The organism is Leisingera sp. ABD4_442 (assembly GCF_056160905.1).
The window spans coordinates 254,827-270,089 of record NZ_JBSWYB010000001.1; the positions used below are offsets into that span (position 1 = coordinate 254,827).

Below are 15,263 nucleotides of genomic sequence, written 5' to 3' on the forward strand. Positions count from 1 at the left end.
GGGCGCGCGTCACAGCGCGCCTTTTTCTTTGGTCCTTTCCAGCTTGAGCCGGGGCGGGCACCGTGCCAGACATAGGCCGGCGCGCCTGTGTGTGCGCCTAAGACTTCGCAGCAGCCCGGAGCCGCCCATGCCCCTGTCCCGCACCCAAGCCACCTTTGTCTCGCCCATCGTCGAATCGCGCCGCTGGGTTGCCGGAGCGGAGTTCCCACCGGACCGTCCGCTGCTGAATGTGAGCCAGGCGGCCCCGGCCGAAGCCCCTCCCGAAGGGCTGCGCCAGGCGCTGGCAGAGGCCGCTCTGAACGACGTCAGCGCTCATCTTTACGGTCCCGTGCTTGGCAACGAACCGCTGCGCCAAGCCCTGGCGCGGCAGATGTGCCGCCACTATCAGGCGGAGATCCTGCCGGAACAGGTCGCCATCACCTCCGGCTGCAACCAGGCTTTTGCCGCCGCCATCGCCGCCCTGTGCGGTGAAGGGGATGAGGTGATCATCCCGGTCCCCTGGTACTTCAATCACAAAATGTGGCTGGACATGGCGGGCGTCACTGCAGTGCCGCTGCAGGTTGGCGACGGTATGCTGCCGGATCTGGCCGCGGCGGAGGCCCTGATCACGGAGCGCACCCGCGCCATCGTGCTGGTCACCCCCAACAACCCTTGCGGCGTCGAATATCCGGCGGGCCTCGTGCAGGCGTTCTTCAGCCTGGCCCGCGCCCGCGGCCTGGCGCTGATCGTGGATGAAACCTACCGCGACTTCGACTGCCGCGGCGGCGCGCCGCATGGGCTGTTCCGGATGCCGGATTGGGACAGCACCCTGATCCACCTCTATTCCTTCTCCAAAGCCTACCGGCTGACTGGCCACCGCGTCGGCGCCATTGCCGCCTCCACAAACCGCCTGTTCGAGATGGAGAAGTTTCTGGATACCGTCACCATTTGCCCCTCCCAGCTGGGGCAGGCCGGCGCGCTGTGGGGGATCGAAAACCTGCACCATTGGCTGGCTGGCGAACGCCTGGAAGTCCTCGACCGCCGCCTCGCGATTGAGGAAGGCTTTCCGGCGCTGGCGGCAAAAGGCTGGAAACTGCTCGGCTGCGGCGCCTATTTCGCCTATGTCGAACACCCGTTCGATCAGCCCTCGGAACAGATCGCCCGCAAACTGGTCGAACAGGCGTCAATCCTGATGCTGCCCGGCTCCATGTTCATGCCAGAAGGCGACCCGGAAGGCGCCCGCCAGTTCCGCATCGCCTTTGCCAATGTGGATCGAGCCGGCATTCGGACCCTGTTTGAACGCCTGGCGGCCTTTAATCCCTGATCATCCAGCAGTTTGCGCTGCATTCATCTTGCCCCTCTGCGGGCAGCCGCGTATTCAGTCAGCGGCATTTCCCGCTGCAAGGCACTCCCTTGCGCAGCAGAACAATAAAGAGGGCATCATGGCCGCAGGCATGAAACATCTATCCAAAACCTTTGTCTGGATCCTGATGGGGATGCTGATTGTCGGCCTTGCCGGATTTGGCGCGGTGAATTTCACCAGCTCCGCGTCTTCCGTCGCGCGCGTCGGAGACGGCGAAGTGACCATTGGCGACTACGTGCGCGAACTGCAGCGCGAGCAGCGCGCCCTGCAGGCGCAGACCGGACAAGCCATGCCAATGTCGCAAATGACCGCCTTTGGCCTTGACCGCGTGGTTCTGGGCCGCCTGATCTCGCTGGCCGCGCTGGACCACGAGGCCAGGGAACTGGGCCTGTCGATCGGCGACGGTAACCTGATCGCGGAACTGGCCGCCATCGACGCCTTCCAGGGGGTGAACGGCGAATTCGACCGCGAAGCCTATGCCTTTGCGCTCAGCAATGCGGGCCTTTCGGAAAAGCAGTTCGAAGAGGACCTGCGCCGCGAGGCCGCCCGCACCATCGTGCAAAACGCAGTGCTGTCCGGCACCGAAATGCCGCAAACCCTGACCGAAACCCTAACCGGGTTCATCGGCGCCCGCCGCAGCTTCTCATACGTGCAAGTCAACGCGTCAGACATCGCCCTGACCGCCCAAGCCCCCGCAGACGCAGAGCTGCAGGCCTTCTACGAGGCCAACCAGGGCCAGTTCATGCTGCCGGAAACCAAGTTGATCACCTACGCCGCGCTGCGCCCATCCATGCTGCTGGACGAGGTCGAGGTGGACGAAGCTGCCCTGAAACAGCTGTTCGAGGACCGCGCCGACCAATATCAAGTCCCCGAACGCCGCCTGGTCGAACGCCTGGTCTTTGCCGATCAGGACGCTGCAGCCAGCGCCAAGGCACAGCTGGAAACCGGCGGTGCGACCTTTGAAAGCCTGGTTGACGCCCGCGGCCTGACCCTGCAGGACATCGACATGGGCGACGTCACCATGGGCGATCTCGGCGCAGCAGGCACTGATGTATTTGCCGCTCAGGTCGGCGATGTGGCAGGCCCCCTGCCCTCTGACCTCGGCCCGGCACTCTTCCGTGTGAACGGCCGCCTGGAGGCACAGATCACCACCTTTGAAGAGGCTGAGCAGGATCTGCGCGAAGAAATCGCCTCCGGCCGAGCCAGCCGCCTGGTCGAAGCCCAGGCCGAGGATATCGACGACCTGCTGGCAGGCGGCGCCACCCTCGAGGAACTGGCCACGGAAAGCGGCCTGGAGCTGGCACAGATCAACTGGACCGATGAGGCCAGCGACGGCATCGCCGCCTATGAGGGGTTCCGCTCCGCGGCAGCAGCAGTCACTGCCGAGGACTTCCCCGAAGTGGCCTTCCTGGACGATGGCAGCCTGTTTGCCCTGCGCCTGGATGAGGTCCTGCCTGAACGTCCGCAGCCCTTTGCCGATGCCAGGGACAAGGTTCTGGCGGCCTGGAACGCAGATCGCCTGGCAAATGCGCTTAAGACCCAGGGCGAGGGCCTGCTTGCCCAGGCTGAAGCCGCAGGCGGTTTTGCAGAAGGCGCTGAGGTGAAAACCGAAACCGGCCTGACCCGAACCGCCTATATCGACACGGTTCCGGCCGATCTGATCACCCAGGTATTCACGATGGAGACCGGCGCCTTCCGCCTGGTGCAGGATGCGGAGTCCGCCGTGGTTGTCCGCCTCGACGCCATCCTTCCGCCCGAGGCAAGCGACGACATGACCCTGCTCACCCAGGCGCTGCAGGCACAGCTCAACCAGGCCCTGGCCTCCGAGCTGTTCCAGGCCTATGTGCAGGACGTCCAGACCCGCGCCGAACCCCGTGTTGACCAGCAGGCGCTGAACGCAGCGCAAGCAAACTTTCAGTAATCAAGGCAAGCACCCATGGCCCTGACCCCCGATTTCGACACGTTCTCCAAGGCTTACGAGGCCGGAGAAAATCAGGTCGTCTACACCCGCCTTGCCGCCGACCTCGACACGCCGGTGTCGCTGATGCTCAAGCTCACTGGCGCCCAGAAGGACGCCTTCATGCTGGAATCCGTCACCGGCGGCGAGGTGCGCGGGCGCTATTCGATCATCGGCATGAAACCGGATCTGGTCTGGCGCTGCCACGGGGAACAGTCGGCCCTGAACCGCTCGGCACGGTTTGATGCGGATGACTTCACTCCGCAGGACGGCAACCCGATGGACAACCTGCGGGCGCTGATTGCCGAAAGCAAAATCGACCTTCCGGATGATCTGCCCCAGGCCGCGGCCGGCCTCTTCGGCTACCTCGGCTATGACATGATCCGGCTGGTGGAGCATCTGCCGGACGTGAACCCGGACCCCCTCGGCCTGCCCGACGCGCTGATGCTGCGCCCCTCGGTCATTGCGGTTCTCGACGGCGTCAAGGGCGAGGTCACTGTGGTGTCCCCCGTCTGGTCCAGCGACGGCCAGACAGCCAAGGCCGCCTATGCCCAGGCGGCGGAACGGGTGATGGACGCGGTGCGCGATCTGGAACGCGCCATGCCCGCCGAAAGCCGCGATCTGGGCGACGCGCACGAAGTCTCCCCGCCGCAGTCGAACTTCACCAAGGACGGCTATATGGCTGCGGTGGAAAAGGCCAAGGAATACATCCGCGCGGGCGACATCTTCCAGGTAGTGCCGGCACAGCGCTGGACCCAGGAATTCCGTCAGCCGCCTTTTGCGCTCTACCGCTCGCTGCGGCGCACCAATCCGTCGCCCTTCATGTTCTATTTCAACTTCGGCGGCTTCCAAGTGGTCGGGGCGTCACCGGAAATCCTTGTCCGCGTTTTCGGGCAGGAGGTCACCATCCGCCCGATCGCGGGCACCCGCCCCCGCGGTGCGACACCGGAAGAGGACAAGGCGCTTGAACTGGATCTGCTGGCCGACAAAAAAGAGCTGGCAGAGCATCTGATGCTCTTGGACCTGGGCCGCAACGACACTGGCCGGGTCGCCAAAATCGGCACGGTGCGCCCGACCGAAAAGTTCATCATCGAGCGCTACAGCCACGTGATGCACATCGTCTCCAACGTCGTGGGTGAGCTGGCAGAGGACAAGGACGCACTGGATGCCTTCTTTGCCGGCATGCCCGCAGGCACCGTTTCCGGCGCCCCCAAGGTGCGCGCGATGGAGATTATCGACGAGCTGGAGCCGGAAAAGCGCGGCATCTACGGCGGCGGCGTTGGCTATTTTTCAGCCGGCGGCGACATGGACATGTGCATCGCGCTGCGCACAGCCATCGTCAAGGATCAGAACCTATATATCCAGGCTGGCGGCGGCGTTGTCTATGACAGCGACCCTGAGGCGGAGTATATGGAGACCGTTCATAAATCCAACGCCATCCGCCGCGCAGCCGCTGACGCGGCCCGTTTCACCGGCAACGGCAACAGCTGACCTTCTTCCAGGCGCGCCCTCACCGGGCTTCTTTCTGGTTTCAAATACTCCTGTCCCTCTGCCCGGCAGGCGGCTTCGCCGCCGGGAGGGGGAGGCAACGGCGCCCGCTCAGGGCGCCGTTTTACTTTTCAGGCAGCTTTGCTTCCAGGCTGGCAGAGACCGGCGCCAACGCCACCCGCTCCGCCCGGTCTTGAAGCCCCCACAGCAGCAGCGCTGAAATCGTATCGGGGCGCAGCCGGCCCAGCATGATCACGGCGCCCTCCTGCCCGGCACGGAACGCGGCCTGATCCAGGAAACGGCGGATCGCCCGCGGATTCTGGCCTGCGCCGTCAAAGTCGCGGAACACCACCCCGGCGGGCACCCCGTCGCGCAGCGCCAGCTTCTGGACCGTGTTCAGCCCGCTGTTCTGGGTAACCAGCCCATAGCCCGCTGACGCCGCCATGGCCGCCACTTGATCCGCCAGCGGCCGGTTGCCCTGCACGCCGGTTTCGATCCCCTCCAGGATCGCCACCGCCTCGGGCAGGTTACCGCGCCAGACCTCCAGCGCGGTTTCGGCATCCTGCGGTGACGCGCTGCGCGGCAAATCGGCCAGCATCAGAACCTCGAACCCGGCGGCGCGGCGGGCCGCCATTTTCTCCGCCGCCTGCGGATCATCCGGATCAATCGCAAAGCTCAGCGGATAGGGAAACTCCGCCAGCGCCTCGGCCCCGACTGCGCCCGCATCGTCGATCAGCACAATCGACATCAGCGGGCGGCCAGTGGCGTTGTCAAACGGCTCGGAATGCGCCGCAAAGGGCATCTCGTCAGACGAGGCTGCTTCCGCAAAACTTGCCGCCTGGGGCTTGTCCCGGTCGGTCAGCGGCACAACCGGCGTTCCGATGCGCGGACTCAGTTCCCCCTGCCCGGCTTCTGCAACAGCGGTGTCTTCTTCGGCCGGTTCATTTTTCGTCCCGTCAGCGGGCGGAAGAACCGGGGCCGCGCTGATCACCGGCAAGGTTGTGGCCTGCGGCGCACTGCCAATATCCGGTGCTAGGACCGCCGCTGTGGCGGGCGCCTCATTCGGTGTCTCCGCACCAGGCGCGTCCGGCTGAACAGGGTCAGACACCGGGAATTCCCCCTCAGCCGGGCTGCTGTCATCCGGCAAAGGCGCAGGCTCAGTGGCGGCGACAACCACCTCCTCAGCGCCGGGGGCTGCAGGGACCCCGGGCTGCACCGCCTGCGGCTGATCTTCTTGCGATGCCGCCGACACGCCCGGCGCCAGTGCGGTTTCCAAAGATCCGGAGGAGACCACGGAGGCCGTCAGCCCAACCTCGGGCTTTTCCGCTGGCGCGGTGTCAGCACCGGCCAGCGCGCTCAGGTCATCGCTGCCGCTGGCAGAAGCAGGGGCGGCGGGTTGGGCCTCGACCAGATCCGCATCCGGTCCTTGTTCGCTGGCCGGCGCATCGGTTGCCTTGCCGCCGCCGTTGGGCAGCTGCGGCGCGTCACCCGGCTCATGCGCAACCGGTTCGGGTGTTGCGGCCTGCGGCTCTTGCGCACCGGGCCCGGGTTCAGGTGCCCGCCCCCCCGCCATGCGATCACCAGGCTCCGGCAAAGGAACCGACAATGACAGCATCGCCAGCCCGCCCGCGGCCAGCAATGCCCCGACACTCACGCCGCCCAGAAATCCACGCATGCCTGTTTTGCCTCTCAATCCGTTGTGCCGTGCTGCGCCATTCTGGCCTGCCCGGCGGAGACAATCCCTGTTCCGCCCTGCATTCGCCTATCCTGCCCTTGACGCTGCCCCGTATCCCTGAACATGTATGTTGCGACCACTATACTGCGGCGCGCACCCCGCCCGCCACCCTTAAAAGAGCCCGCCACGATGCTGCTGCTGATCGACAACTACGACTCCTTTACCTACAACCTGGTCCACTACCTGGGCGAGCTGGGCGCGGAAATGGAAGTGCGCCGCAACGACGCCATTGATGTGCAGGAAGCGATGGCAATGAAGCCCGCAGGCATCCTGCTGTCGCCCGGTCCCTGCGACCCGGATCAGGCTGGCATCTGCCTGGCGCTGACCGAAGCAGCGGCTGAGACGAAGACACCGCTGCTGGGCGTCTGTCTCGGTCACCAGACCATTGGTCAGGCGTTCGGCGGCAAGGTGGTGCGCTGCCACGAGATCGTGCATGGCAAAATGGGTATGATGCACCACAAGGATATGGGCGTTTTCAAAGGCTTGCCGACGCCTTTTGAGGCAACCCGCTACCACTCCCTGGTGGTGGAGCGCGAAAGCCTGCCGGACAGCCTGGAAATCACTGCGGAGCTGGAAGACGGCACCATCATGGGCCTCCAGCACAAGGAGCTGCCAATCCACGGTGTCCAGTTCCACCCGGAATCGATTGCCTCCGAACACGGCCACGCACTGCTGAAAAACTTCCTCGACGTGATGCAGGTGCCCGCATGAGCGACCGCCTGAAGCCGCTGATCGGCGCCGCCGCCGAACGTTCCCTGACCCGCGAAGAAGCTGAAACCGCCTTCACCCTTCTGTTCGAAGGCGAGGCCACGCCAAGCCAGACCGGCGGCCTCTTGATGGCGATGCGCACCCGCGGTGAGAGCGTCGATGAATACGCCGCCGCCGCCGCCGTCATGCGCGCCAAATGCAACCCGGTAAAGGCGCCCGCCGGCGCTATGGACATCGTCGGTACCGGCGGCGACGGCAAGAACACCCTGAATATCTCCACCGCCACCGCCTTCGTCGCGGCAGGCGCCGGCGTGGTTGTGGCCAAGCACGGCAACCGCAACCTCAGCTCGAAATCCGGCACTGCCGACATGCAGTCGCAGATGGGCATCAACGTGATGGTTGGCCCGGAAGTTGTTGAAAAAGCAATCAATGAGGCAGGCATCGGCTTCATGATGGCGCCCATGCACCACCCTGCAGTGGCCCATGTGATGCCGACCCGCCAGGAACTTGGCACCCGCACTATCTTCAACATCCTCGGCCCCCTCACCAACCCGGCCGGCGTCAAACGCCAGCTCACCGGCGCCTTCAGCCGCGAAATGATCCGCCCGATGGCGGAAACCCTCAAGGCGCTTGGCTCCGAGCGCGCTTGGCTGGTGCATGGCTCTGACGGCACCGATGAGCTGACCATCACAGGCGTCAGCTGGATCTCTGCGCTGGAGGAAGACGGCACAGTCCGCGATGTCGAATTGCACCCGGAGGACGCAGGCTTGCCGGTGCATTCCTTTGACAAGATCATCGGCGGAACACCTGAGGAAAACGCCATGGCCTTCCGGGTTCTGCTGCAGGGAACGCCCTCGGCCTACCGCGACGCAGTGCTGCTGAACGCCGCCGCCGCGCTGGTCGTGGCGGGCAAAGCCGCAGACCTCAAGGAGGGCGTCGCGCTCGCCGCCGAGTCGATCGACAGCGGCGCCGCCAAGGCCAAAGTTGAGGCGCTGGCCCGGATCACCTCAGCCGCATGACCGGTCTGCCCGCGGGGCTGGGTGCCTGGTCCAGCCTGCCCTTTTTCACCGACCAATGGCCCGGGATATCCGCTGCAATCGCTGCGGATACCCGCGGCATCCTGCCGCCCGCTCACCAGCGGTTCGCGGCGCTGGAACTGACACAGCCGGCCGACACCCGCGTGGTGATCCTCGGCCAAGATCCTTATCCGACGCCGGGCCACGCCCATGGGCTTGCCTTCTCTGCGGAACCGCATGTGCGCCCCCTGCCCCGATCTTTGTCCAATATTTACAAAGAACTGCAGGAGGATCTTGGAGTCACCCGCTCCAACGCAGACCTGCGCGGCTGGGCAAACCAGGGCGTACTTTTGCTAAACACAGCCCTGTCTGTCCCAGCGGGTGAGGCAAACGGCCACAAGCATCTGGGGTGGCATCATCTGGTGCATCAGGTGCTGGAGCTGACGTCCGAAACCCCAACCGCCTACATTCTCTGGGGCAATGCGGCGCAAAAGCTTGAAAAACATATCAAACCGGGCGATCACCTGATCCTGAAAACAGCCCACCCCTCGCCCTTGTCGGCGCGGCGCGGCTTCTTTGGGTCCCGGCCCTTTTCAAAAGTGAACAATTGGCTTACCGCCCGCGGCGAGGATGCCATAGACTGGAACGCAGGAACGGAGGCCCAGGCATGAGTGGAACTGGTATGACCGAAAACGTGCTCGACAAGATCAAGGCCTACAAGCTCGAGGAAGTGGCTGCAGACAAGGCCGCCAAACCGCTTGAGGCGGTCGAGGCCGAGGCGCGCGAGGCTTCCCCGGTGCGTGGCTTTGCCGAAAGCCTGATGCAAGCCAACCGCACAGGTTACGGCCTGATTGCCGAGATTAAGAAGGCCAGCCCTTCCAAGGGCCTGATCCGCCCGGATTTCGCACCGGCGGAGCTGGCCAAGGCTTACGAGGACGGCGGCGCCACCTGCCTGTCGGTGCTGACCGACACCCCCAGCTTCCAGGGCGCCAAGGACTTCCTCACCCAGGCCCGCGCCGCCTGCTCCCTGCCCGCGCTGCGCAAGGATTTCATGTACGACACCTACCAAGTCGCTGAGGCCCGCGCGCTGGGGGCAGACTGTATTCTGATCATCCTCGCCTCTGTCTCCGACGCCCAGGCGCAGGAGCTGGAGCAAAGCGCCTTTGAATGGGGCATGGATGTGCTCTTGGAGGTGCATGACGCCGAAGAGCTGGAGCGCGCCTGCAACCTGAAATCGCCGCTGATGGGCATCAACAACCGTAATCTCAAGACATTTGAAACCACGCTGGACACCACCCGCACCCTATCGCGCATGGTGCCTGCCGACCGTACCATCGTCTGCGAAAGCGGCTTATTCACGCCCGAGGATCTCAGCGATATGGCCCGCTATGGCGCCCGCACCTTCCTGATCGGCGAGAGCCTGATGCGTCAGGAGGACGTTGCCGGTGCGACCCGCGCGCTGCTGGCCAACCCGCTGATGCCGGGCATGATGTAAGGAGGGCGCCATGAGCCTCACACATTTCGACACCAAGGGCGACGCCCATATGGTTGATGTCTCGGACAAGGCGGTAACGTCGCGCGTCGCCACCGCCGAGGGCCACATCGTCATGGCACAAGAAACCTTTGATATCATTGCCGAAGGCCGCGCCAAGAAGGGGGACGTGCTGTCCGTGGCCCGGCTGGCCGGCATTATGGGCGCCAAGAAGACTCCGGATCTGATCCCGCTCTGCCACCCGCTGCCGGTGACCAAGGTCGCGGTGGAGCTGACGCTGGACCCGGACCTGCCCGGAGTTCGGGTCGAGGCCACGGTCAAGACCACCGGCCAGACCGGGGTCGAGATGGAGGCGCTTACTGCCGTCTCCGCCGCCGCGCTCACTGTCTATGACATGGCCAAGGCCGTGGATAAGGCGATGCAGATCGGCGGCATCCGCGTCACGTTGAAAGATGGCGGGAAATCAGGCAGGTACGAGGCTTAGATGAACACTCAGGGCCGGTCATTGGAATTGTACTTTGTAGACGGCAACCCTGACGGGATGTTAACAGCAGAAATGTTCAATTGGACAGGCCACGTTCTTCGCATCCCGCGAACCCGTTTAGCAGAAGGCCTCGTGCGAGCTGAAGCCAAGCAAACCGGAGTTTATCTTCTATTGGGGGAAGATGACACTGGTCCACTCGCCTACATTGGTGAAACCGAAAATATGGCGCAGCGCTTGTCTCAACACGCTCGCGAAAAGGATTGGTGGGAAGTCGCTGCACTTATTACGACTCACGGTGATGCTCTTCACAAGGCGCACGTAAAGTATTTGGAAAACCGGCTGGTGGAAGCTGCGAGAAGCTCAGGCTCAAGACGACTTGAAAATGGAAATAATCCCTCTGGTGCAAGTTTGAATGAAGCTGCAACTGCGAATATGGAAAGCTTTTTGGAAACTTTGCATATGGTGTTGCCTGCTATTAAGATTGACTTGTTCCAAACTGGTCGCCGCAGCCTTTTTGTAGAGGGCGAGCGCTCACCTCAAGGCGCTAGCTATCCAGAGTTTGTATTGCGCCTACCCAGGCATGACCTTGAAGCTCGTGCTTTTCTGATAAACCAGGAAATAGTTGTTCAAGCGGGTTCACAAATTCGGGCAGATTGGGTTGGGGACCGAAGGCACAATACACATTACTGGAAGATACACGACGATCTTAAGAGAAACGGGCTAATAACTCCTTCGGGCCAGTCGGCGGTTTTGACCGAAGACTATGCATTTTCCAGTCCTTCGGCAGCAGCCGCAGTAATTTCTGGCCGCGCAGCAAATGGCAGAACTGCTTGGAAAACACTCCAAGGACAAACCTACGCAGATTGGGAAGCCGAACGCATTTTCAGAGGTAGTAAATGATCCCCGTCAGCGAAGCCCGCGCACATCTTCTGGCTCTGGTCTCCCAGCTGGAGACCGAAGAGGTTCCCTTAACTGAAGCCTCGGGCCGGGTCCTGGCTCGCGACGTGCAAGCCCGCCGCGACCAGCCGCCGTTCTCCGCCTCCGCCATGGATGGCTATGCGGTCAACGCCGCCGAGGTTGAGCTGCACGCCATGTTCAAGGTGATTGGCGAGGCCGCTGCCGGCCACGCTTTCGCTGGCCGTGTGGGCGCGGGTCAGGCAGTGCGGATCTTCACGGGCGCCCCGGTTCCGGAAGGCGCAAGTTTCGTTGCTATCCAAGAGGATGTGACCCGCAGCGGAGATCTCATCACCATCACCGATGCGCCTGGCAGCAACCACAATATCCGCCCCCGCGGCGGTGATTTCACCGATGGCCAGACCGTCAGCGCACCGCGGCTGCTAACGCCTGCAGACATCGCCCTGCTGGCAGCGATGAACATCCCTGCGGTCCCCGTCACCCGCCGGCCGGAGGTCGCGCTGATCTCCACCGGCGACGAGCTGGTGATGCCCGGCGGAACGCCTGGCCCGGATCAGATCATCGCCTCCAACACATTTGGCCTCAAGGCGATGCTGGAGGATCTCGGTGCCCGCGCCCGCATCCTGCCCATCGCCCGCGACACCGAATGCAGCCTGCGCACCGCGTTTGAGCTGGCAGAGGGCGCAGATCTTGTCGTTACCATCGGCGGTGCCTCTGTCGGCGATCACGATCTGGTCGGCAAGGTGGCTCAGGATCTTGGGATGGAGCGCAGCTTCTACAAGGTCGCCATGCGCCCCGGCAAACCGCTGATGGCGGGCCGGATGGCAGGCGCCGCGATGGTCGGCCTGCCCGGCAACCCGGTTTCGGCCATGGTCTGCGGCCACGTCTTCCTGGCGCCGATGATCCGCACCATGCTGGGCCTGCCGGCCGCGGCCCAGCAACTGCAGGAAGCAACCCTTGCAGAGCCGCTCGGCGAAAACGGCCCGCGGGAACATTACATGCGGGCACGGGTCGAAAACGGTCAGCTGACGGCCTGTGAAAACCAGGACAGCTCGCTTCTCACTATCCTGGCGGGCGCCAATGCCCTTCTGGTGCGCCCGCCAAACGGCCGCGCCCAGCAGGCAGGAGAAACCGTGCAATACTTCGCTGTCTGACCCCTTCGTCTTCTTTGCGCAAACACTCAAACCGGAGGCCCAGGCCTCCGGCCCTGCTGCTGCCATTCTTCAGATAGATCCATGTTGACACAAAACGTGAACATGCGTAGAACAAAAGAAAACACGAGGCACGGAGGGAGCGGCGATGCTCACAAAGAAGCAACTTCAACTGCTGGAATTCATTCACAAACGCCTGCAGCGTGACGGCGTGCCCCCCAGTTTTGACGAAATGAAGACCGAATTGGATCTCCGGTCGAAGTCCGGCATCCACCGGTTGATCACAGCGCTGGAGGAACGCGGCTTCATCCGTCGCCTTCCGCACCGTGCCCGTGCCATCGAAATCATCCGCCTGCCCGAAAGCCTTGGCGGCACAGCTGAGCCGCAAGGCTTTGCGCCCAAGGTGATCGAGGGCGGCCAGGCCAAGACTGCCGTGCCTGCACCCGCGGCGGCAGATCCGCTGCGACAGGCAGCGGTCGAACTGCCTGTTATGGGCCGCATCGCCGCCGGCGTCCCGATTGAGGCGATCAGCCAGGTTTCGCATCACGTGGCGGTGCCCGGCGGCATGATTGCCCCGACCGGCCAGCACTACGCGCTGGAGGTCAAGGGCGACTCGATGATTGAGGCCGGTATCAACAACGGCGATATCGTGGTGATCCGCGAAACCTCTGCAGCCGACAACGGCGATATCGTGGTGGCCTTGGTTGAAGGCCAGGAAGCAACCCTGAAACGCTACTTCCGCGAGGGGTCCATGATCGCGCTGGAGGCTGCCAACCCAGCCTATGAAACCCGCCGCTATCCTGAGAATATGGTTCAGCTGCAGGGCCGCCTGGTTGGCCTGATCCGCACTTACTGACCGCGCCCGCCCTTCAGCAGCAGCCGAAGGCGGCGGATGTCCCGTCCCTCAGGCTGCCAGTCTGTCCACGGGCGCTCACCCGCCGCATCCCGCACCGTGAGCAAGTTCCCGCCGCGGCTCAGGGCAAGGCTTCCGGTCTGCCGCATCACCTCTGGTGTGAGCAGCAGGCAGCTGCCTGTTCCAGGCACGGTTGAAATGATGATATCCCCGTCTTTGCAATTACTTGCCGCTGCAAGTTTACGCTTTCCCGGTGCGTGAACCAGCCGGAACCCCGCGCCCTGCCAGACCGGCAAACTGCCCAGTCCGTTTTCCCAGCGGGCCGCCGCGGCGGGCTGCGGCGCCGGATCGCCGTCATTCTCCAGCCAGATCTGCGCGGTGAACCCCTGCCCCTTGGCGCGTGACAGCGCCCGGCCCTCGGACCCCATCACCCCGATCAGCCCGCCGGAATCGGCGATCAGAATGTGCGGGCGCTCTGCTATCGACCAGATCCCAAACGCGGCAGCGCAAGGCAGCAACCCGGCCAGACGGAGCCGCCCCCGCCAAACCACCGAAAAAACAAACCCGGCGGCCAGCAGCGGCAGTACCCAAGCCCCCGGCGATGCCACATGCGATACAGACCCGTCAAAGCCGGAGACGGTCCGGGCCACCATCAGGATCCACTCCATGCCCCATTGCATCACTGTCAGCCCGATCCACTCCAGCCCTAGCGGCGCGAAACACAGGGCCAGCACGGCGGCAGGGATCACAACCGTGCCCATCACCGGCACCGACAGCAGGTTCGCCAGCAGCCCGTAATGGGGAATGGTGTTGAAATGCGCCGCCGCAAAGGGGGCCGTTGCCGCCCCCGCCACTGCCGAGGAGATCACCAGCGCCAAAACAGGCCGCAGCCAGCGCGGCCCCAGCGGCACCGCCCCGTCCCTTAGCGCGGCAAACACCGCCACCAGCGCGGCGGTGGCGGCAAAACTCATCTGAAAACCGGGGCTCAGCAGGCTTTCAGGCCGCCGCAGCAGCACAATCAGCGCCGCCACAGCCACCGCCCGAAGGGTGATCGCCCGCCGGTTCAGCAGCACCGCGCCAAACATCACCGCCACCATGACAAAGGCGCGCTCTGTCGCCACATTGCCACCCGACAGCAGCAGATACCCGGCCCCGGCCGCCAGCGCCGCCGCGGCGGCCAGTTTCTTAACCGGCCAGCACAGCGCAATCCAGGGGACCAGGCACATCAGGCAGCGCAGAGAAGTGAAGACAAACCCCGTCAAGAGACCCATGTGCAGACCGGAGATCGCCAGCAGATGCGCCAGGTTGCTTTGCCGCAGCGCGGTTAGCGTCTCCTCGCCCACACCGCTGCGGTCACCGGCCGTTACAGCGGCCGCAAACCCGCCGGTCTCACCCGGCAAAGCGTTTTGAAGATACCGCGCCAGCGCCCTGCGCAGCTGTTCGACCGGCACTTCACTGCCCGGCGCGTCCGCCAGCAGCACCGGTACCCTTGTATACCCCAGCCCGCCCAGCTGCTTGAACCAGGCGTGGCGGCGGAAGTCGAAGCCGCCGGGCTCCACCGGCCCCTGCGGCGGCAGCAAATGCGCAGTGGTCATCACCCGCGCGCCGGGCGGCGGTATATCTGTGTGCCCCTTCAGCGAAATCCGGACCCGCGCGGGCGTATCGCCCGGCGCAACCCGGCCCAGCCGCACCCGATCCAGCGTCAGCCGCAGCGCATCGGTGGGCGAGCGGTCTACCACCGCTACCCGTCCCTCAACCGGGCCGTAATAGCGGAAGTCCAGAACCGGGGCGGCCGGCAGATGCGCCCGGGCATAAGACAGGCACAACCCGGCTGCCAGCAGCGCCGGTCCCCAGCACAGAAACGCCAGCGGCCGCCGCATCAGCCCGCAGGCACCAAGAAGAAGCGTGAAAACAGCCAAACCGGCAATAGCCACGATGCCTGGTTCAGTTTTCAGGTTGAAATAGAGGCCGATTCCCGCACCCAGAAACACCGGCACCCAAGGAAACAGGTTGCCGCGCTGGCCTTGCAGAACGTTGCTGGCTGCAGTTCCAAGCCCCATGCTTGCCCCCCGCCTTCTGGCCCGGTAGACAGGCGGAAACTCTACGCCTCACATGGTTTCCA

13 protein-coding genes are annotated in these 15,263 nt (G+C 64.1%); 11 read left to right on the forward strand and 2 right to left on the reverse strand.

Annotated features, from left to right (window positions below):
• Nucleotides 1–127: 127 nt before the first annotated feature.
• From ACXAHG_RS01230 to trpE, 3 genes are all read left to right on the forward strand, one after another.
• Nucleotides 128–1,303: an aminotransferase gene (locus ACXAHG_RS01230; RefSeq protein WP_475055498.1), complete on the forward strand. Its 1,176-nt coding sequence runs from the start codon at nucleotides 128–130 to the stop codon at nucleotides 1,301–1,303.
• 118 nt (nucleotides 1,304–1,421) lie between these two features.
• Entirely contained in the window at nucleotides 1,422–3,263 is a 1,842-nt protein-coding gene (locus ACXAHG_RS01235; protein WP_475055499.1) for a peptidyl-prolyl cis-trans isomerase, read from the forward strand.
• Between the two features lie 15 nt (nucleotides 3,264–3,278).
• Nucleotides 3,279–4,790, forward strand: a complete 1,512-nt coding sequence (trpE, locus tag ACXAHG_RS01240; RefSeq protein WP_475043159.1) for an anthranilate synthase component I — start codon at nucleotides 3,279–3,281, stop codon at nucleotides 4,788–4,790.
• A 121-nt stretch (nucleotides 4,791–4,911) separates the two neighbouring features.
• On the opposite strand, the gene ACXAHG_RS01245 is transcribed toward trpE, so the two are convergent.
• Complete coding sequence (locus ACXAHG_RS01245; protein WP_475043157.1) at nucleotides 4,912–6,462, reverse strand: divergent polysaccharide deacetylase family protein; 1,551 nt, start codon at nucleotides 6,460–6,462, stop codon at nucleotides 4,912–4,914.
• Between the two features lie 189 nt (nucleotides 6,463–6,651).
• Between ACXAHG_RS01245 and ACXAHG_RS01250 the strand changes: the two genes are divergently transcribed.
• The 8 genes from ACXAHG_RS01250 (at nucleotide 6,652) to lexA (ending at nucleotide 13,144) form a co-directional block, all read left to right on the forward strand.
• The gene (locus tag ACXAHG_RS01250) at nucleotides 6,652–7,233 is read left to right on the forward strand and encodes an anthranilate synthase component II (protein ID WP_475055501.1); all 582 of its coding nucleotides are present in this window, start codon (nucleotides 6,652–6,654) and stop codon (nucleotides 7,231–7,233) included.
• Complete coding sequence (gene trpD / locus ACXAHG_RS01255) at nucleotides 7,230–8,249, forward strand: anthranilate phosphoribosyltransferase (protein ID WP_475055502.1); 1,020 nt, start codon at nucleotides 7,230–7,232, stop codon at nucleotides 8,247–8,249. Before ACXAHG_RS01250 ends, trpD begins: the two co-directional genes overlap by 4 nt.
• Nucleotides 8,246–8,917, forward strand: coding sequence for a uracil-DNA glycosylase (locus tag ACXAHG_RS01260; protein ID WP_475055503.1), 672 nt, complete (start codon nucleotides 8,246–8,248; stop codon nucleotides 8,915–8,917). Before trpD ends, ACXAHG_RS01260 begins: the two co-directional genes overlap by 4 nt.
• A gap of 11 nt (nucleotides 8,918–8,928) precedes the next feature.
• Nucleotides 8,929–9,741, forward strand: coding sequence for an indole-3-glycerol phosphate synthase TrpC (trpC, locus tag ACXAHG_RS01265; RefSeq protein WP_475045283.1), 813 nt, complete (start codon nucleotides 8,929–8,931; stop codon nucleotides 9,739–9,741).
• 10 nt (nucleotides 9,742–9,751) lie between these two features.
• A complete protein-coding gene (gene moaC / locus ACXAHG_RS01270; protein ID WP_475055504.1) occupies nucleotides 9,752–10,222 on the forward strand; it encodes a cyclic pyranopterin monophosphate synthase MoaC in 471 nt (156 codons plus the stop codon).
• On the forward strand, nucleotides 10,223–11,122 hold the full coding sequence (locus ACXAHG_RS01275; RefSeq protein WP_475043148.1) for a GIY-YIG nuclease family protein: 900 nt from the start codon (nucleotides 10,223–10,225) through the stop codon (nucleotides 11,120–11,122).
• Nucleotides 11,119–12,291: a molybdopterin molybdotransferase MoeA gene (locus tag ACXAHG_RS01280; protein WP_475055505.1), complete on the forward strand. Its 1,173-nt coding sequence runs from the start codon at nucleotides 11,119–11,121 to the stop codon at nucleotides 12,289–12,291. The genes ACXAHG_RS01275 and ACXAHG_RS01280 overlap by 4 nt, the downstream gene beginning before the upstream one ends.
• Nucleotides 12,292–12,436: 145 nt before the next feature.
• On the forward strand, nucleotides 12,437–13,144 hold the full coding sequence (lexA, locus tag ACXAHG_RS01285) for a transcriptional repressor LexA (protein WP_475043144.1): 708 nt from the start codon (nucleotides 12,437–12,439) through the stop codon (nucleotides 13,142–13,144).
• On the opposite strand, the gene ACXAHG_RS01290 is transcribed toward lexA, so the two are convergent.
• Nucleotides 13,138–15,201, reverse strand: a complete 2,064-nt coding sequence (locus ACXAHG_RS01290) for a ComEC/Rec2 family competence protein (protein ID WP_475055506.1) — start codon at nucleotides 15,199–15,201, stop codon at nucleotides 13,138–13,140. The two genes, lexA and ACXAHG_RS01290, sit on opposite strands and share 7 nt — an antisense overlap.
• Nucleotides 15,202–15,263: the final 62 nt, after the last annotated feature.